15 protein-coding genes are annotated in these 17,814 nt (G+C 33.3%); 7 read left to right on the top strand and 8 right to left on the bottom strand.

Going from position 1 to position 17,814, the window contains the following annotated elements:
• Positions 1-12: 12 nt before the first annotated feature.
• The 3 genes from ABD730_RS13615 to ABD730_RS13605 form a co-directional block, all read right to left on the bottom strand.
• Entirely contained in the window at positions 13-1,410 is a 1,398-nt protein-coding gene (locus tag ABD730_RS13615; RefSeq protein WP_215926133.1) for an OmpA family protein, read from the bottom strand.
• A 136-nt stretch (positions 1,411-1,546) separates the two neighbouring features.
• Positions 1,547-2,740, bottom strand: coding sequence for a glycine C-acetyltransferase (gene kbl, locus ABD730_RS13610; protein ID WP_215926131.1), 1,194 nt, complete (start codon positions 2,738-2,740; stop codon positions 1,547-1,549).
• A gap of 40 nt (positions 2,741-2,780) precedes the next feature.
• Positions 2,781-5,912: a UvrD-helicase domain-containing protein gene (locus ABD730_RS13605; protein WP_344715398.1), complete on the bottom strand. Its 3,132-nt coding sequence runs from the start codon at positions 5,910-5,912 to the stop codon at positions 2,781-2,783.
• A 115-nt stretch (positions 5,913-6,027) separates the two neighbouring features.
• Between ABD730_RS13605 and ABD730_RS13600 the strand changes: the two genes are divergently transcribed.
• The gene (locus ABD730_RS13600; RefSeq protein WP_215926127.1) at positions 6,028-6,636 is read left to right on the top strand and encodes a superoxide dismutase; all 609 of its coding nucleotides are present in this window, start codon (positions 6,028-6,030) and stop codon (positions 6,634-6,636) included.
• 519 nt (positions 6,637-7,155) lie between these two features.
• Here the strand turns inward: ABD730_RS13600 and ABD730_RS13595 are convergent.
• From ABD730_RS13595 to purN, 4 genes are all read right to left on the bottom strand, one after another.
• On the bottom strand, positions 7,156-9,054 hold the full coding sequence (locus ABD730_RS13595) for an amidophosphoribosyltransferase (RefSeq protein WP_215926125.1): 1,899 nt from the start codon (positions 9,052-9,054) through the stop codon (positions 7,156-7,158).
• Between the two features lie 69 nt (positions 9,055-9,123).
• Positions 9,124-10,050 (bottom strand): PfkB family carbohydrate kinase, encoded by a 927-nt coding sequence (locus ABD730_RS13590; RefSeq protein WP_334468433.1) that lies wholly within the window; start codon positions 10,048-10,050, stop codon positions 9,124-9,126.
• An 80-nt stretch (positions 10,051-10,130) separates the two neighbouring features.
• A complete protein-coding gene (locus tag ABD730_RS13585) occupies positions 10,131-10,772 on the bottom strand; it encodes a ribonuclease H1 domain-containing protein (RefSeq protein ID WP_334468432.1) in 642 nt (213 codons plus the stop codon).
• Between the two features lie 93 nt (positions 10,773-10,865).
• Complete coding sequence (purN, locus tag ABD730_RS13580) at positions 10,866-11,432, bottom strand: phosphoribosylglycinamide formyltransferase (RefSeq protein WP_334468431.1); 567 nt, start codon at positions 11,430-11,432, stop codon at positions 10,866-10,868.
• Positions 11,433-11,617: 185 nt separating this feature from the next.
• On the opposite strand from purN, the gene ABD730_RS13575 reads away from it, so the two are divergent.
• The 5 genes from ABD730_RS13575 to pyk all read left to right on the top strand — a co-directional run bounded on the left by ABD730_RS13575 (position 11,618) and on the right by pyk (position 15,920).
• Positions 11,618-11,851 carry an acyl carrier protein gene (locus tag ABD730_RS13575; protein ID WP_013750595.1) on the top strand — a complete coding sequence of 78 codons (234 nt, stop codon included), beginning with the start codon at positions 11,618-11,620 and terminating at the stop codon, positions 11,849-11,851.
• 13 nt (positions 11,852-11,864) lie between these two features.
• Positions 11,865-13,115, top strand: coding sequence for a beta-ketoacyl-ACP synthase II (gene fabF, locus ABD730_RS13570; RefSeq protein ID WP_334468420.1), 1,251 nt, complete (start codon positions 11,865-11,867; stop codon positions 13,113-13,115).
• A 7-nt stretch (positions 13,116-13,122) separates the two neighbouring features.
• Positions 13,123-13,863 (top strand): ribonuclease III, encoded by a 741-nt coding sequence (gene rnc / locus ABD730_RS13565; RefSeq protein WP_215926115.1) that lies wholly within the window; start codon positions 13,123-13,125, stop codon positions 13,861-13,863.
• Positions 13,864-13,996: 133 nt separating this feature from the next.
• Positions 13,997-14,476, top strand: coding sequence for an IPExxxVDY family protein (locus tag ABD730_RS13560; protein ID WP_334468415.1), 480 nt, complete (start codon positions 13,997-13,999; stop codon positions 14,474-14,476).
• A gap of 1 nt (position 14,477) precedes the next feature.
• Positions 14,478-15,920 (top strand): pyruvate kinase, encoded by a 1,443-nt coding sequence (gene pyk, locus ABD730_RS13555; RefSeq protein WP_215926111.1) that lies wholly within the window; start codon positions 14,478-14,480, stop codon positions 15,918-15,920.
• A 143-nt stretch (positions 15,921-16,063) separates the two neighbouring features.
• Here the strand turns inward: pyk and dinB are convergent, their stop codons facing one another.
• On the bottom strand, positions 16,064-17,167 hold the full coding sequence (gene dinB, locus ABD730_RS13550) for a DNA polymerase IV (protein WP_344715392.1): 1,104 nt from the start codon (positions 17,165-17,167) through the stop codon (positions 16,064-16,066).
• 53 nt (positions 17,168-17,220) lie between these two features.
• Here dinB and ABD730_RS13545 point away from each other — a divergent pair, with 53 nt between their 5' ends.
• Positions 17,221-17,688, top strand: coding sequence for a CYTH domain-containing protein (locus tag ABD730_RS13545; protein ID WP_334468864.1), 468 nt, complete (start codon positions 17,221-17,223; stop codon positions 17,686-17,688).
• Positions 17,689-17,814 lie beyond the last annotated feature (126 nt).

Genomic DNA, 17,814 nt, shown 5'->3' with positions numbered 1-17,814 from the left:
TTTTAGATGTGATTAGTTTTTCAACTTCACCTCTACACGTCTGTTTTCTTTTTTACCAGCTCTTGTTTTGTTGCTAGCGATAGGATTAGACTCACCGAAACCAGCAGCAGTTAATCTGTCAGCACTAATACCATTAGCGATTAAGTAATCTCTAACTGCATTAGCTCTTCTTTCAGATAAAGCTTGGTTCATTGATTTAGATCCATCAGAATCAGTATGACCTTCTAAAGAGAAGTTAGCTTGTGGGTATTCTTTAAAGATAGCTACCATTGACTGTAATACTTTGTCAGTTTGTTTCTGGAAAGTTGCTTTACCAGAGTTAAATAAGATAGATCTTGAATATTCATTTAAAGTATCCATTACTTCTTCAGTTGGCTTAACTTCAGGACAACCGTTGTTTGCCACTGTACCAGCTTCGTTAGGACATTTATCGTCTTTATCTAAAACACCGTCACCATCAGTATCTGGCCAAGGACATCCGTTGTTTGCAGCAGGACCAGCTTGGTTAGGACATTTGTCATCACCATCAGCAACACCATCAGCATCAGCATCTGGACAACCAGCTAAAGATTTTAAACCAGCAACTTCAGGACAGTTATCATCTTTGTCCATTACACCGTCACCATCAGTATCAGGACAACCGTTAAACTCAGCTAAACCAGCATCGTAAGGACAATCATCTTTAGAATCTTGAATACCATCATTATCAGAATCAGGACAACCGTTAAAGATTTCTAATCCAGCTTCTTCAGGACATGCATCATCTTGATCATAAATACCATCACCATCAGTATCAGTACCACCAAACTTGAAAGTAAGACCAACTGAATGTTGGAAATGTGTAGGTAAATAATCTTCAAAAGCATGCTTATAAGTAGATTGAACATCTAAGCCTAAGTTTTCAGAGAACCAGTATTTTAAACCTAAAGTTCCGTTTAAAGTTCCAGCTCCGATTTCATCAAGCCAAGTGTAACCACCACCAACACCTAAATAAGGGTCGATTGTTTTAGACTGTACAAGATCCATAAAACTGTAAGATACAGCACCATCTAAACCATAGTAAGTTAAATCGTCAATTTTGTTTGTAGACTCTTCTCCTGTAATAGGATCGAAGTTTGAACCAAATTTGTCAATTCTATTTATAGAACCTTTAGCAGTAAAAGTAAAACCATCACTAAGGTATCTAGATACAGAGACTGTAGATAGCGAAGGAAGAATGTTCCAGTGATCTTTCGCATTAAAGTACTCGTCAAAATAGTCACCTTGAGGTGTGTCTTCTCCTACAGGGTAAAAGTCAACTGCGTTAGCTCCAATTGTAATAGCCCATGGATTGTTCTTGTCTTGAGCATTAGAAGTGCTAAAACTTGCGATAAGCACTGCTACAAAAAATAATCTGCTAAGATTTTTCATATTCTAATTAATTTTAATTTTTAAGTGTTAATTGTTAGCAAAAGTAAGTTGTTAAACTTTATTAACAAAGACAAATATATAAAATTATTGGGATATCGCCCTAATATAGAGTGTTTGTGTTAAGATTTGTAGTATATCAGATAACATTTAATGATTTCCCCACTTTAATGAAAGCTGAAATGGCCTTATCTAGCTGATTCTTATCATGTGCAGCAGAGAGTTGTACCCTAATTCTAGCTTTATCTTTTGGGACTACAGGATAAAAGAAACCAATAACATAGATGCCTTCTTTTAATAACATATTTGCCATATTTTGAGATAATTTAGCATCATATAACATTACTGGGACAATTGCAGAATCACCATCTACAATATCAAAACCAGCTTCCTTCATTCCTTTCTTGAAGTATTTGGTGTTCCAATCTACTTTATCTCTTAATGTAGTGTCATTTTTAAGCATGTCAAATACTTTAATAGAAGCACCAACAATTGCTGGAGCTAGAGAATTTGAAAACAAGTAAGGTCTTGAGCGTTGACGTAATAACTCAACGATTTCCTTTTTTGCTGTGGTATAACCTCCCATGGCTCCACCAAGAGCTTTTCCTAAAGTTCCTGTAATAATATCAATTCTGCCTAAAACACCCTTTTCTTCTAATGTTCCAATTCCTGTTTCTCCAATAAACCCTGTGGCGTGACATTCGTCAATCATTACCATAGCATCATACTTGTCTGCTAAATCACATATTTTATCTAAAGGAGCAACAAGGCCATCCATAGAAAACACACCATCAGTTACAATAATTTTGAAGCGTGCTCCATTAGCATTGGCTGAAATTAATTGTGTTTCTAAATCTGCCATATCATTATTTTGGTAACGATATCTAGCTGCTTTACACAATCTTACGCCATCTATAATAGAAGCGTGATTTAAAGAGTCTGATATTATAGCATCTTCTTTTGTTAGTAAAGGTTCAAAAACGCCTCCATTAGCATCAAAGGCTGCAGCGTATAATATCGTGTCTTCTGTTCCGTAGAAATCGGCAATTTTTTGTTCTAATTCTTTATGAATATCTTGAGTACCACAAATAAAACGTACTGAAGACATCCCAAAACCATGTGTGTCCATAGTGTCTTTTGCCGCTTGGATTACATCTGGATGTGATGATAAACCTAAATAATTGTTAGCACAGAAATTTAATACCTTCTGTCCTGTATTAAGCGTTATTTCTGCACCTTGGGGAGACGTAATGATACGCTCTTCCTTAAAAAGACCAGCTTCTTTTATAGACTCTATTTCTTGTTGTAAATGGTTTTTTATATCTCCGTACATAATTTAAATTTTGTTGTTTAAGCAAAGATACTAGGAAAAATTAGACTTCAAGAACTTCAATTGTGTCATTTATATAAACCAGTAATTTATGGGTTACAGTTAAATTCATCTCATTTAAAATAACCTCATAATTGTTAAGCTGATTTGCATAAGACTCTTTGGCCTCTCCGGTTTTGTAATCTATAAGAATAGCTTCATTTTTTGAATTAATGTTCAGGCGGTCTGGACGTAGAATTAAACCTGTGCTTGTAATAATATCACGTTCATTGTAAATGGTGAAATCATTGTGAAAGTACCTTTCTAATTTAGGATGTTTTATAACGTTTAAAACTAGAGATTTTAATGTATGGCTATGTTCTGTTGTTATTTCTCCTGAAATCAATAAATCATTAAAAGCAAAATCGACATCTTCAACAGTTTTTATTTTCGATAAAATTAAATGTACCAAGTTACCACGTTCAATGGCGGCTTCTTGTTGTGTGTCCCAAAGTAATCCGGATTTGGTGACAATTTTTAAATTGTGCTCTTCTTTTGGAACTGAAATTAATTTTAAAGGATTAGAAGTTAGTGTTTTTTCCGAAATGTTTTCATTTGGTTTTAGTAATCCATAGCTGTAGGTTAATTGATTTTCGTTCCATTTATTTTCGTGCTGCAAAAAATTAATAAATAGCCCTGCATAAGTATTTGTGTTTATCTCTCCTTTTGAATTGATGTCTTTTTTAGAAATAATATATAATTGATCTACAGCTCTAGTTAAAACTACGTAAAGCAAATTAATGTTGTCTAATTCTAATTGCGATTGGTGTGTGTTGTAAATTTGATTTCCGATGTCTCCAAAATGTTCAACATCTTTATTGTAATTAAGTAATAGCGTTTCGTAACCATTATAATCTTCTGCTTTAACAGGAAACCATACTTTTGGTTCTATTTCTCTATAAATATCTAGATCTGCATAAGGAAATATTACCACAGGGAATTCTAAGCCTTTTGATTTATGGATGGTCATAATTTGAACCGCACTCATATGCTCAGGAGTTACCACGCTTAATTTATCTGCTTTCTTTTCAAAATAATTGATAAAAGCAGCAACATCTGCATTTTGCTTTTGTGTAAATTCTAAAACAACATCTAAATAAAACTGAAGGTATGCGTCTGAGGTTTCATTTAGATTAAAAAGTCTAACCACATGTTCTACCAATTCGTATAATGGTAATTGAAGGCATTGGTTTTTGTCTATATAAATGTTAAGCTGTTTTAATTCTGAAAACATCTCATCAATGTTTTTTCTGAGATAAGAGACAAAAAATAGATGTGTATCTTCAATTTGATTTTGTGCTGCTAAATAGGAGAGGACTTCAACTTTTAAACTGTCGTTATTCGGTTGAATAAGTAACTTTAAAAACGAATTAATAAAATTAACTTTATCCGAATTTTTTAAAAGCAAGGTTTCCGAGGATGTAATCTTAATCCCATTTTCATTGAGGTAATTAGCAATAGCGACTCCTTCTTTTCGTTTTCTTACCAAAACACAAATATCATCTAATGGAAATCCATTAGCTTGACATGCTTTTATAGTTTCTAAAACCTCGTTGGCATATAACTCGTGGATATCGTCTTCCTTTTGAATGTCTAAAAAATTAAGGTTCACATAACCCTCAGATTTGTTATGTGTATTTTGTTTCGCCTTTTTGTAAAGATCTGCATAAGCGGCTTCACTAAAAGTAGTTTCACTTAAAAATTCAAAAAACGAATTATTAAACTCAATAACAGCTTTTGAGCTTCTGTAATTGGTGTCTAATGGTAATACTTCGGCTTCAATCTGAAATGGATTATCAATGGTATTATAAAGTTTAATAAACTGTTCTGCTTCACCACCTCTCCATCTGTAAATGGCTTGTTTGGCATCTCCAACGAGCATTGCCGAACCATTGGCGGCAGAAAGAGCGTTTTCTAGCAAGGGAACTAAATTTTCCCACTGCATTTTAGAGGTGTCTTGAAATTCATCTATAAAATAATGTTTGAATTTTTCACCCAAACGTTCGTAGATAAAAGGTGTTGGTTGGTTTTTAATCTCTTTAGCAATAATAGTATTGAATTCTGAAATCAACATCTTGTTTTGGTCAGCCTTTAAAGTGTCTAATTCATTTTTAATGGCATTTAAAACAGAAAGGGGAGTGACATTCCTGTAAAATCCTTTTTTTAGCTTTATGTTGAAAATTGACGTTTTTGAAGCCACAAAATATTCCGATAATTTTGGTTGAATACTTTCAATAGTTGATGCAACATCATCAGAAACACGTTTAGGGTAAAGTGTATTGCCTTCAATTAAATCGTTTTGCCAAGCAGAATCAAAGCCAACCGAAAATTGCTTGGCAGCTAATTTTTCAAAATGTTTTGGAAGCGAACTTCTATTGAAGTCATTAAATTGTAAACCAGATGCTTCAATTAGAGTTAAAGCGTTAAGTGCTATAGTTTCAATTTTTTCTTCAAGCAGAATAATTTCTTTGGCTAATTGTTGTTTTAAAACTTTAAAATCATCAAGTGTTTTTTCTTTTAAAGTATTAATGGCAAAAAGATCATTTTCGTTAACTAATAATTTTGAAATCTTATTAAAATCAAAACTGATGTCCCAACTTTTGTCTTCGTCTGCTTTTTCTATTGCAAAATCGACCAAGACTTTGGTTAAGGTTTTGTCACTACCAGCTTTAGAAATAAGACTGTCAACAGCTTCATTTAAAAGGCGTTCTTGGTCTAGTTCAACTTCAAAATTTACAGGCAATTTTAAATCGTGCGCAAAAGTTCTAATAACTCTATGCGTAAAGCCGTCAATGGTAGAAATGTCAAACGCACCATAGTTATGGATTATGTGTTTTAGAATGTGTTTAGATTTGTTGTGAAGAATTTCGGGCTTAATGTCTAATTCACCACAAATAGCTTCAAACATTGGATGTGGTTTTGTTAGACTTTCTTCCGACGAAAAAGATTTTAGCATATCAACAATTCGCTCTTTCATTTCACCTACCGCTTTGTTAGTAAATGTAATAGCTAAAATAGATTTAAATTGATCGTAACTTTTAGATTGAATTAATATTTTGAGATAAGCTTTGGCTAGTGTAAATGTTTTACCACTACCAGCTGATGCATTATATATTTTGAAGGCTGAATTTTGCAAGAGATAATTTTTATACCAAAATAGGGAATCTTAATAGTTTATTAAGAAAAAATCTCAGACAAAATTGTAAATTTGAGTGCAAACAAAATATTAACTAATTAAAAACAATAATATTATGGCTTTCGAATTACCGAAATTAAAATATGCTTATGATGCTTTAGAACCAAATATTGATGCTCGTACTATGGAGATACATCATACTAAACATCATCAAGGCTACACAAATAAATTAAATGCAGCAATTGAAGGAACAGATTTAGAAGGAAAGACTATTGAGAATATCCTTATCAATCTAGATAAAGAGAATAAAGCTGTTAGAAATAATGGAGGTGGGTTTTATAACCATTCATTATTTTGGGACATTATGAATCCTGAAGGAAAAGGACGATTATCTGGAGAATTAAAAGATGCTATTGAAGCAAAATACGGTTCTTTTGATGTATTTAAAGACGAATTTTCTAAGGCAGCGGCAACACAATTTGGTTCTGGTTGGGCTTGGTTGTGCGTGCATGAAGGTGGAAAAGTTGAAGTTTGTTCTACACCAAATCAAGATAATCCATTAATGCCAGGAGTTGGTTGTGGTGGTACACCAATTTTAGGTTTAGATGTTTGGGAACATGCTTATTATTTAAATTACCAAAACAGAAGACCAGATTATATTGAAGCATTCTTTAACGTAATTAATTGGAATGAAGTTGAAAGACGATATGCTGAAGCTAAATAAGCTTAAAAGTATTTTAAATTAAAAAAAATCCGAGTCTTTATATATAGACTCGGATTTTTTTATGGTTAAATTTTTGATTCTTTTGTTTGGGAATTGGGCATGAAAAAGGATGAACAGTTGTTCATCCTTTTTGCCCCAAATCTACCATAAACTTAACCTACTTATGTTATGGTGAGTCAAATATAAGGGGACATTGTTTCTCTAATCAATTTTTTGGACAAACGACCTATATATTAGTCTAAGAGTGGAAACTACTATGTTCCGGACTTGTTTGAGAGATGAATTTGTATCTTAAATGAAGATCTGACTTAAAGTAACACTTTAAATTAAGTGTATAAAAAAAGGTGAACGAAGTTCACCTTTTTTTGCCCCAAATCTACCATGAACTTAACCTACTTATGTTATGGTGATACCAATGTATATTTAATTTGTTAAAGCGAATGCATGAATCCGACGAAATGCATTTTTCCTAGATAAAATACATAATTTATCGGATTAAAAGTCGTTTAGAGTCGTTGTTTAGTATGCGCGCTCTTTATTTCCTTCATAGAAGTTAATAAAAGCTCTGTTTACAACTCTGTTTCCACCTGGTGTAGGATAATCTCCAGTAAAGTACCAATCACCTAAATTTTTAGGACAGGCTTTATGCAGATTTTCAACAGGTTGGAAAATAATTTTCACTTCGGCATTAACATTTTCATCACTTAATAATTCTGAAATTTTATCAGAAATCTGTTCGTCTGTAAAATTATCGTAAATCTCTTTTACATGGTTGACAACATTTTTATCTTTAATGTTTACTTGCTTAAGACATTTGTGATAGACCTCTTCTACAATATGATATTGATTAGTGTCTTTTAATAATTCTAAAGCCGCCCTAAAAGCAATTAAAGTTTCTAAGTTGGCCATATCTATACCATAACAATCAATGTAGCGAATTTGAGGAGCTGAAGAAACCACCACAATTTTCTTAGGGTTTAATCGGTCCATCATTTTAATAATACTCTTTTTTAGAGTTGTACCTCTAACAATACTATCATCAATAATCACTAAGTTGTCGGTTGGTTTTATAACACCATAAGTAACGTCATAGACGTGTGCTACTAAATCATCTCTGCTACTATCTTCAGTAATAAAGGTTCTTAGTTTTACGTCTTTAATAGCTATTTTTTCAATTCTTGGGCGTTCCGATAAGATTTCGGTGACCTTTTCTGCTGATAATTGACCGTTACCATTTAATATAGAGGCTGTTTTCTGTTCGTTGAGATGATCTTCAACGGTTTCAATCATGCCGTAAAATGAGGTTTCCGCTGTATTAGGAATGTACGAAAACACGCTATTTTTGGTATCGTTATTAATAGCTTCAAGAACTTTAGGCATTAATAAACGCCCAAGCATTTTACGTTCTTGATATATTTCAGCATCACTACCACGAGAAAAATAGACACGTTCAAAAGAACAAGCTTTGCGTTCTAAAGGTTCTAATATTTTTTTGATTTTTGTTTCACCAGATTTTTTGGTAATAATAGCATGTCCTGGTTCTAATTCTTTTACGGCTTCAAAAGGCACGTTAAACACGGTTTGAATTACAGGGCGTTCTGATGCTACGACAACAATTTCATCATCTTCATAGTAGTAAGTTGGTCTTATGCCGGACGGATCTCTTAATACAAAAGAATCTCCATGGCCTAATAAACCAGCCATGGCATAACCACCATCCCAGTTTTTGGCAGCACGCTTTAAAATTTTTCCAACTTTTAAACGTTCTGCGATTAAAGGAGAACATTCATTTTTATTGTAGCCTTCTTTTTTGAGATCTTTATAAATTTTTGAAACAGCATCATCTAAAAAGTGACCAATCTTTTCCATTACAGTAATGGTGTCTGCTTTTTCTTTTGGATGCTGACCAATTTCAATAAGATTATCGAAAAGTTCATTAACATTGGTCATGTTAAAGTTTCCTGCGACAATCAGGTTTCTGTGCATCCAGTTGTTTTGTCTTAAAAATGGATGAACACTTTCTACACTGTTTTTACCAAATGTACCATATCTAACATGGCCTAGTAATACCTCGCCTATGTACGGAATGTGTTTTTTCTGTAAATCAACATCGTCTTGATATTCCGGGTGGCTTGTAAGCTCGTGGTTAATACGTTCGTTAATTTGAGCAAAAATATCCTGTATGGGTTGTTGGGCAATAGATCGCACACGACTAATGTAGCGTTCTCCAGGTTTTACGTCTAATTTAATACTTGCAAAACCAGCTCCGTCTTGTCCACGGTTGTGCTGTTTTTCCATCATTAAATACATTTTGTTAACACCATAAAAAGCACTGCCATACTTTTCTTTATAATATTCTAATGGTTTTAAAAGTCTAATAAGTGCAATTCCGCACTCATGTTTTAACGCATCACTCATGATTAATTTTTTCCGCTATTTATTTTTTTTGTGAAATAAAAAACGCGCTCAATTTATGAGCGCGTTAGTTTATGCTAATTCTATATCAAATTGTGTCAGACTCTTAAATTGGTCTAGACGTTTATAAATTTCTTTATCTGTTAAATTTTGCATGCGCTCCGTGCCAAATTTTTCAACACAGAAAGAAGCTAACGTTGAGCCGTAGATGACAGCTGTTTTCATATTCTCAAAAGAGAAGTCGCCTGTTTTAGCTAAATAACCAGCAAAACCACCAGCAAATGTATCACCAGCACCTGTTGGATCAAAGACTTCTTCTAAAGGTAAAGCAGGAGCATAGAATACATTATCATTATGAAACAATAAGGCTCCGTGTTCTCCTTTTTTAATCACTACATATTTTGGTCCCATGTCATGAATCTTTCTCGCTGCAACGACTAAAGAGTATTCTCCTGTTAATTGTCTTGCTTCTTCATCATTAATGGTAATAACGTCTACGTTTTTAATTACAGACAGTAAATCATCTAAAGCGATGTCCATCCAGAAATTCATAGTGTCTAGAATGGCTAGTTTAGGTTTTGTAGTCATTTGGTCTAATACACCTTGCTGTACAAGAGGGTGTAAGTTACCTAGCATAACAACTTCTGAATCTTTATAATCTTCAGGAACAATTGGATTAAAATGCTCCAATACATTGAGCTCTGTAGCTAAGGTATCACGAGAGTTCATATCGTTATGATATTTTCCACTCCAAAAGAACGTTTTACCGTCTTTTACAATTTCTACACCATCGATATTTACATTTCTATTTTTTAAAAGATCTAAATATTCTTGAGGAAAATCGCCGCCAACAACAGAAACTGCTGCAGAATCTACATGGAAATTTGAAGCGGATAAACCTATATATGTTGCTGCACCACCTAGGATCTTATCGGTTTTACCAAAAGGTGTTTCAATGGCATCAAAGGCTACAGTGCCAACAATTACTAATTTACTCATAAAAGAAGTTTGAATTAAAGTGCAAATTTACGTAAAAATAATTCCTTGTGAAACATCAATTAACGCAATGCAAAATAGATTTATTTCCTTCCAAAATCTGCTGGAATTTCTCCCCAAGCCTTAGTCTCCCATTTCACAATAGTTGTAGAATACTCATTAGTCTTTAGCCATTCTACAGCACGATCTACTAAGTCGTAAACGGGTTTGTTCTTGGCATTACGAGGAAGTTTAGAATTACAGGTTTTTTTGCGTACCCAACTCATAGCGGTTCTAGAATCCGTGTACATTATACGGTCGCTATTGTGCTTTTTTAAAAAGGCTAACCCATGAACTAAGGCTAAAAATTCGCCAATATTATTAGTGCCTTGTTCAAAAGGGCCTTGAATAAAGAGCTGTTTTTTTGTCTTGGTATCGACTCCTCTATATTCCATAATCCCAGGATTTCCACTTGACGCTGCATCTACAGAAATAGAATGGTAATTGGGTTGTCCTATTTTTTTTAGCTCAGCTTCTGTGAGTCCACTAGAAAACGTTTTATTTTTCCCTATATAATTAAAGTAATCTCCTTCTAATGCTTTTTCGGCTTCTTCAAGTGTAGGAAAAGATTTGTATTGTGCACCTTGGTAGTCTTTAATTTGAGCTTTACAGGCATTCCAAGTATTATAGACTCCTTTTTTGTGGCCTTTCCAAACAGTATAATATTTTTTTTTCTTTTTACTCATGTTTACTTCCCGTGAAAACGGAAATCTTTTTATGTCATTTTAAAATGAAATGAAGCATCTAGAAAAGATACTTCGACAAGCTCAGTATGACATCTATCTATTTAATATTTTCTCAACCACCTTTGGGAAATGCTCCATTTCTAACAAATGAATCTTTTTAGCAACATCTTCGGCAGAGTCGGTAGGTAAAACCTTACATTTTTCCTGAAAAATAATAGCTCCTTCATCATAATTTTCATTTACATAGTGAATGGTAATGCCAGTTTCTGTTTCTTTATTTTTAACAACAGCGTCATGCACATGCATGCCGTACATGCCTTTTCCACCATACTTTGGTAATAACGCAGGATGAATATTAATGACTTTATTTTCAAATTTTTCTAAAATAAAATCAGGAAATTTCCAAAGAAAACCAGCTAACACTATCAGGTCTGGTTGAGATACTTCTAATATGTTTAAGACATCTTCAGATTTAGAAAATGCTATTCTGTTAAAAGATAAGGCGCTAACATTTAGTTTTTTACAACGGTCAAGCACTTTGGCATGAGGATTGTTAGTTAGTACCTGAATAACAGACGCAGTATCGCTGTTGTGAAAAAACTTAATTAAATTTTCAGCATTAGAGCCACTTCCGGACGCAAAAATTACAATACGTTTCATTTACAGGTATATTTCTTCTTTATTATTCAAACAAAAAAAAGAATAATAATTAACAATTAGGAGTAAATACTAAATACTTTATCTTTATTTTTACTAAATTAAAAACACATTTTATCGGTAAAGATGAATATTCAAATAAAGTTTTTTATTTTTGCCATCTAATTAAAACTTAAAATTAAAAAATTATGTCAGACATTGCATCACGAGTAAAAGCGATTATCGTAGATAAATTAGGTGTTGATGAAAACGAAGTTGTAACTGAAGCAAGCTTCACAAACGATTTAGGAGCGGATTCATTAGATACTGTAGAATTAATAATGGAATTCGAAAAAGAATTCGATATTCAAATACCAGACGATCAAGCTGAGAATATAGCAACAGTTGGTCAAGCGGTTTCTTATATAGAAGAAGCAAAATAATAACTCAATTTTTATGGAATTAAAGCGAGTCGTAGTAACGGGTTTAGGTGCACTTACACCAATAGGAAACACCAAGGATGAATATTGGGAAGCTCTTATTAGTGGCAAAAGTGGTGCCGCACGTGTAACACATTTTGATCCTGAAAAGTTCAAAACAAAATTCGCTTGTGAAATAAAAAACTTTGAAGTTACTGACTTTATTGATAGAAAGTTAGCAAAGCGAATGGATAAGTTTTCGCAGTATGCAATGGTGGCTTCAGATGAAGCAATTGCAGACTCAAAACTAGATTTAGACGCCCTAAACAAATTAAGAGTTGGAGTTATTTGGGGAGCTGGTATTGGCGGATTAGAAACATTTCAAGAAGAAGTGTTAAACTTTGCAGCCGGTGATGGTACACCTCGATTTAACCCTTTCTTCATACCAAAAATGATTGCTGATATAGCGCCTGGAAACATATCTATAAAGTATGGTTTCATGGGACCTAATTATACCACTGTATCTGCATGTGCGTCTTCTGCAAATTCAATGATCGATGCTTTAAACACTATTCGTTTAGGGTCTTGTGACGTGATTATTACAGGAGGAAGTGAAGCAGCAGTTACAATTGCTGGTATGGGAGGTTTTAATGCTATGCACGCCATGAGTACGCGTAACGATGATCCTCAAACAGCTTCGAGACCATTTGATGCTAACCGAGACGGTTTTGTATTAGGTGAAGGTGCAGGAGCTATTGTTTTAGAAGAGTACGAACACGCTAAAGCAAGAGGAGCTAAAATCTACGCAGAAGTTGTAGGTGGAGGTTTATCTTCAGATGCGTATCATATGACAGCCCCACATCCAGAAGGTATTGGTGTTGTTGCGGTAATGAAAAATTGTTTAGAAAATGCAGGTTTAAGTCCTGAAGATGTAGATCATATAAATACACACGGTACATCAACACCTTTAGGTGATGTTGCCGAGTTAAAAGCTATATCTGAAGTATTTGGAAGTCATGCAAAAAACATAAATATTAATTCGACAAAATCTATGACAGGTCACTTGTTGGGGGCTGCTGGCGCTATTGAAGCTATTGCTTCTATATTAGCGATGGAGCACGGTATTGTACCACCAACAATTAACCATGAAACGGTAGATGAAAACATAGATCCAGAATTAAATTTAACGCTCAATAAAGCTCAGAAACGAGACATTAAAGTCGCGATGAGTAATACATTTGGATTTGGCGGTCACAACGCTTGTGTAGTATTCAAAAAATTAGATTAAATCCCGAATGAGCTTCATTCGTAACATATTAAATTCCCGCTCTCACGAGAACGGGAATTTTTTTTTACAACTCAAGGATATTATTGGCTTTAAGCCAAAAACAAAATCAATTTATTTAACAGCGTTTACCCATCGGTCCATGAATATTAAGGACGATCAAGGAAACCCTATTAACTACGAACGATTAGAGTTTGTAGGTGATGCTATCCTTGGCTCTGTAATTGCAGCCTACTTATTTGAAAAAGTACCTCATGGCGATGAAGGCTACCTCACCAAAATGCGCTCTAAAGTAGTTAGTAGAGAGCACCTTAATAAACTGGGAGAGGAATTACGACTTATAGATTTTGTAGAAAGTAAAATACCTAAGTCTAATTTTGGTGACAATATTCACGGCAATCTTTTTGAAGCTTTAGTTGGGGCCATTTATTTAGATAAAGGTTATAGCTTTTGTGAGAAATTCGTTTATAAACGTGTTATTAATCCACATGTAGACATTGAGTCTTTAGAAGGTAAAGTCATTAGTTATAAAAGTTTATTGATAGAGTGGTGCCAAAAAGAGAAAAACACATTTAACTATGAAATTTATGAAGATACAGGCAATGATGAATTAAAGCATTTTTCTGTAAAGCTTATTATTAATGATAAAGTAGTTTCAAAAGCAAGAGCAACATCAAAGAAGAAAGCAGAAGAAAAAGCTTCCAAACGCGCTTTTTTTGCATTTCAAAACCAAATTTCAAAACTTCACTAGATTAAACCCTCTTTATTAAAATTAAATTAATCCTACGATAACGTTTTCGTAGATTTTTTGGATTAATCTTAACTTATTCTTATTAAAATAAATCTTTTAATACACTATATTTACCGTTCAAAGTTATAATTGTATGGCTTTACACAAACTTCAGGTAGATGATTTCTATGATGATTCATATAAACTAATTGCTATTCATTGTAGATTAGAAGATTATCGATTGGCTTATTTGCTCAACAAGCATTTAGAGCTTAAGTTAGAACGTAAGGATAAAGATATAGACTTTAAGTATTTAGAGTCCTCATACAGTATTTTTGAATGGGATAACGAAAAGGAATACGTCTTTTGGAATTTAATTTCTAATACTTGTAAAAAGGAAGAAGATGGTTTAAGTAGTACAGGAACATTATTTAATGGTAGTGAAAAAGTACTTAAAACATTTCATCTAATTTCGGAGTTTAAAAAGGTTGATTTTTTTCTAAAAATTTCAGACGAAATAGAAAATGTAGATGAAAAAGAGATCTTATTTAAATTACAAGCTATTCCACAAATTATAACAAGTTATGCGGTAGATCCGTTAAAAATAAAGTCGAAAGACCATTTAATTTTTTGAATTGATGTCAAACAAGAAAACAAAAATAGTAGCCACATTAGGTCCAGCAACAAGTACAAAAGAAGTATTAAAAGCAATGTTGGATGAAGGCTGTAATGTATTTAGAATTAATTTTTCTCACGCCGATTATAAAGACGTCGAGGAACGTATAAAAATGATAAGAGAGCTCAACGAAGAGTTTGGCTACAATGCCTCAATTTTAGGAGATTTACAAGGTCCTAAATTGCGTGTTGGCACCATGAAAGGTGAAGTAATAGTCAATGAAGGAGACGAAATCATTTTTGCAACAGGAAAGCGTTTTGAAGGAACAAAGGAACGTGTTTACATGACTTATGATAAGTTTCCTCAAGATGCAAAACCAGGTGAACGCATTTTATTAGACGATGGAAAATTAATTTTTGAAGTTGTTTCTACAGATAAAAAATCTGAAGTTAAAGCAAGAGTAATACAAGGAGGACCTTTAAAATCTAAGAAAGGAGTAAACCTTCCAAATACCAATATTTCGCAACCAGCGTTAACAGAGAAGGATATTGAAGATGCTATCTTTGCTATTGGGCAAAAAGTAGATTGGATCGCTTTATCATTTGTGCGTCATGCAGAAGATTTAATGGAATTAGAACGTTTAATTTCTGAACATAGTGATCATAAAATTCCAATTATTGCTAAAATTGAAAAGCCAGAAGCAGTAGAAAATATTGATAAAATTGTCGCGTATTGTGATGGTTTAATGGTAGCTCGTGGTGATTTAGGAGTTGAGATTCCTGCTGAAGAAGTGCCATTAATTCAAAAGCAATTAGTGCTTAGAGCCAAACGCGCTAGAATTCCAGTAATTATTGCAACTCAAATGATGGAAACCATGATTACAAGTTTAACTCCGACACGTGCAGAGGTAAATGATGTAGCCAATTCTGTTATGGATGGTGCAGATGCTGTAATGTTATCCGGAGAAACTTCTGTTGGGCAATATCCTGTGCAAGTTATTCGTCAAATGGCAAATATTATACGTAGCGTAGAAGATTCACCTTTAATTGAAGTGCCTCAATCTCCTCCTCATATTCGTACTAAAAGATATATTACAAAAGCAATTTGTTATCATGCAGCAAACATGGCAAACGAAATTAATGCGAAAGCCATTTCTACATTAACAAATAGTGGTTATACGGCATTTCAAATTTCGGCATGGAGACCTTCTGCTCATATTTTAGTGTTTACCTCAAACAAACGTATATTAACACAGCTAAACCTTCTTTGGGGAGTTACAGCATTTTATTACGATAAATTTGTAAGTACAGATGAAACTATTGAAGATGTAAATGCTATAGCTTGTAAAAAAGGTTATTTAGATGTTGGTGATATGTTAATTAGTTTAGCAGCAATGCCAATACAAGAAAAAGGTATGGTAAATACACTAAGAGTTACTGAGATAGAAAGTTGTAGTTTTTAAAAACAGACTTTAATTATTATAGAAATAGCGTTTGAATTTTAAATTCAATCGCTATTTTTTTATATCATTATTTTGGTGCTGAAGCAAATTAAAGAATAAAGCTGAGTTGTTATTATTTGCAAAAAAACTTCTCACGACTTCATTTAAAATTCAAATTTTAACTGCACGCTAACAGCCGTTTCTTCTTCTTTTTTAATTTTTTTATCATCTGTATTCAAATTAGATAAAGAAATACCTAAAAGTCTAACGGAGTTGTTCAGGGTATCCTGGTATAATAAATCTTTAGCGGTATCTAATATTATTGCTTTTTCACTCACAAAATAAGGTAAGGTTTTGCTTCGTGTTTGTAGTGTAAAATCGCTGTATTTTATTTTTAAGGTTATGGTTTTTCCTGCAACTTTACTTTTTAATAGTCGTTTTGAGACTTCTTCTGCAATATGTTCTAATTTTTCAAACATATAGATTTCAGAGGATAAATTTTCACTAAATGTGCGTTCTGCAGCCAAAGATTTTCTTATGCGGTTGGGTTTTACTTCACTATAGTGAATACCTCTAACGACATCATAATAATAGCGGCCAGATTTTCCAAAATGTTCATCTAAATACTCAAGTGTCTTCGATTTCAAGTCTTTTCCTGTAAAAATGCCTTTTTGATACATTTTTTCTGCAGTCACTTTTCCAACACCATAGAATTTTCGAATGTCTAAGTCTTCTAAAAATTTGAGAACATCTTCTGGGTTTACTGTTTTTTGTCCATTAGGTTTATTATAATCGCTAGCGACCTTAGCGATAAACTTATTAATAGAGATGCCTGCGGAAGCTGTTAAGCCTACTTCGTCATAAATCCTTGCTCTTATATTCTGAGCCAATAAAGTAGCGCTAGGCAATCCTATTTTGTTATCTGTGACATCTAAGTATGCTTCATCTAAAGATAAGGGTTCAACTAAATCAGTATATTCAAAAAAGATTTTACGAATACGTTTAGATATTTCAGTATAGCGTGCAAAATCAGTTTTTACAAAAATTAATTCGGGACACAGTTTTATAGCTAAGCGTCCAGACATGGCACTCTTTACTCCAAATTTTCGAGCTTCGTAACTAGCGGCACTTACCACTCCGCGTGTTCCACCACCTCCAGCAGCAATAGGTTTGCCTCTAAGTTCAGGATTATCCATTTGTGCTACAGAGGCATAAAATGCATCCATGTCTACATGAATTATCTTTCTTATTGGTAAATCGTTAAGCATAGTGTAAATTTAGGCATTAAATGCCTTTTAAAAGGTAATTGTTATTATGTATGATGATAGAAATAGAAAGAAAATTTTTAGTAAACTCTAAAGCTTTCAAGTCAGAAGCCTTTAATAGTTATGCCATTAAACAAGGCTTTTTAAATAGTCACAAAGAGCGAACTGTACGTGTAAGATTAAAAAAAGAATTGGGTTATTTAACCATTAAAGGGAAATCTACGGCTAATGGTTTATCTCGTTTTGAATGGGAAAAAGAAATTTCTATAATTGAGGCTGAAAGTCTTTTAGAATTATGTGAAGCTGGTATGATTGAGAAAACACGCTATGAAGTAAGGCTTGGCAATCATATTTTTGAAATCGACGAGTTTTTTGGAGCTAACAAAGGTTTAATTATAGCTGAAGTAGAATTAAATTCCGAAGATGAAGTTATTGAATATCCAATATGGTTGGGCAAAGAAGTTACAGGTGAACTAAAGTATTATAATTCGCAGTTGAGTAAAAATCCTTTTACGACTTGGTAAAAAAAAGCCTATTCATTTTACAGAATAGGCTTTTTTTATAATTAGTTGTTTTTTATTCAGCTACAGGAGCACCACTTACAATAAGGAACTCTGAACGTCTGTTTTCGGCATGTTGTTCTTTAGTAC

The organism is Winogradskyella damuponensis (assembly GCF_039538385.1).
In the GTDB taxonomy this organism is placed as follows: domain Bacteria; phylum Bacteroidota; class Bacteroidia; order Flavobacteriales; family Flavobacteriaceae; genus Winogradskyella; species Winogradskyella damuponensis.
Note: the sequence above shows the minus strand (reverse complement) of the source record. Positions and strands in the feature narration are given on the sequence as shown.

What these genes read in the sequence shown, in the direction of transcription:
- ABD730_RS13600 (WP_215926127.1), top strand. Translation starts at nt 6,028, where the DNA reads ATGGCTTTCGAATTACCGAAATTAAAATATGCTTATGATGCTTTAGAA.
- ABD730_RS13615 (WP_215926133.1), bottom strand. Translation starts at nt 1,410, where the DNA reads ATGAAAAATCTTAGCAGATTATTTTTTGTAGCAGTGCTTATCGCAAGT.
- purN (WP_334468431.1), bottom strand. Translation starts at nt 11,432, where the DNA reads ATGAAACGTATTGTAATTTTTGCGTCCGGAAGTGGCTCTAATGCTGAA.
- ABD730_RS13545 (WP_334468864.1), top strand. Translation starts at nt 17,221, where the DNA reads ATGATAGAAATAGAAAGAAAATTTTTAGTAAACTCTAAAGCTTTCAAG.
- ABD730_RS13590 (WP_334468433.1), bottom strand. Translation starts at nt 10,050, where the DNA reads ATGAGTAAATTAGTAATTGTTGGCACTGTAGCCTTTGATGCCATTGAA.
- dinB (WP_344715392.1), bottom strand. Translation starts at nt 17,167, where the DNA reads ATGCTTAACGATTTACCAATAAGAAAGATAATTCATGTAGACATGGAT.
- rnc (WP_215926115.1), top strand. Translation starts at nt 13,123, where the DNA reads ATGAGCTTCATTCGTAACATATTAAATTCCCGCTCTCACGAGAACGGG.
- ABD730_RS13575 (WP_013750595.1), top strand. Translation starts at nt 11,618, where the DNA reads ATGTCAGACATTGCATCACGAGTAAAAGCGATTATCGTAGATAAATTA.
- ABD730_RS13585 (WP_334468432.1), bottom strand. Translation starts at nt 10,772, where the DNA reads ATGAGTAAAAAGAAAAAAAAATATTATACTGTTTGGAAAGGCCACAAA.
- ABD730_RS13560 (WP_334468415.1), top strand. Translation starts at nt 13,997, where the DNA reads ATGGCTTTACACAAACTTCAGGTAGATGATTTCTATGATGATTCATAT.
- kbl (WP_215926131.1), bottom strand. Translation starts at nt 2,740, where the DNA reads ATGTACGGAGATATAAAAAACCATTTACAACAAGAAATAGAGTCTATA.
- ABD730_RS13595 (WP_215926125.1), bottom strand. Translation starts at nt 9,054, where the DNA reads ATGAGTGATGCGTTAAAACATGAGTGCGGAATTGCACTTATTAGACTT.
- fabF (WP_334468420.1), top strand. Translation starts at nt 11,865, where the DNA reads ATGGAATTAAAGCGAGTCGTAGTAACGGGTTTAGGTGCACTTACACCA.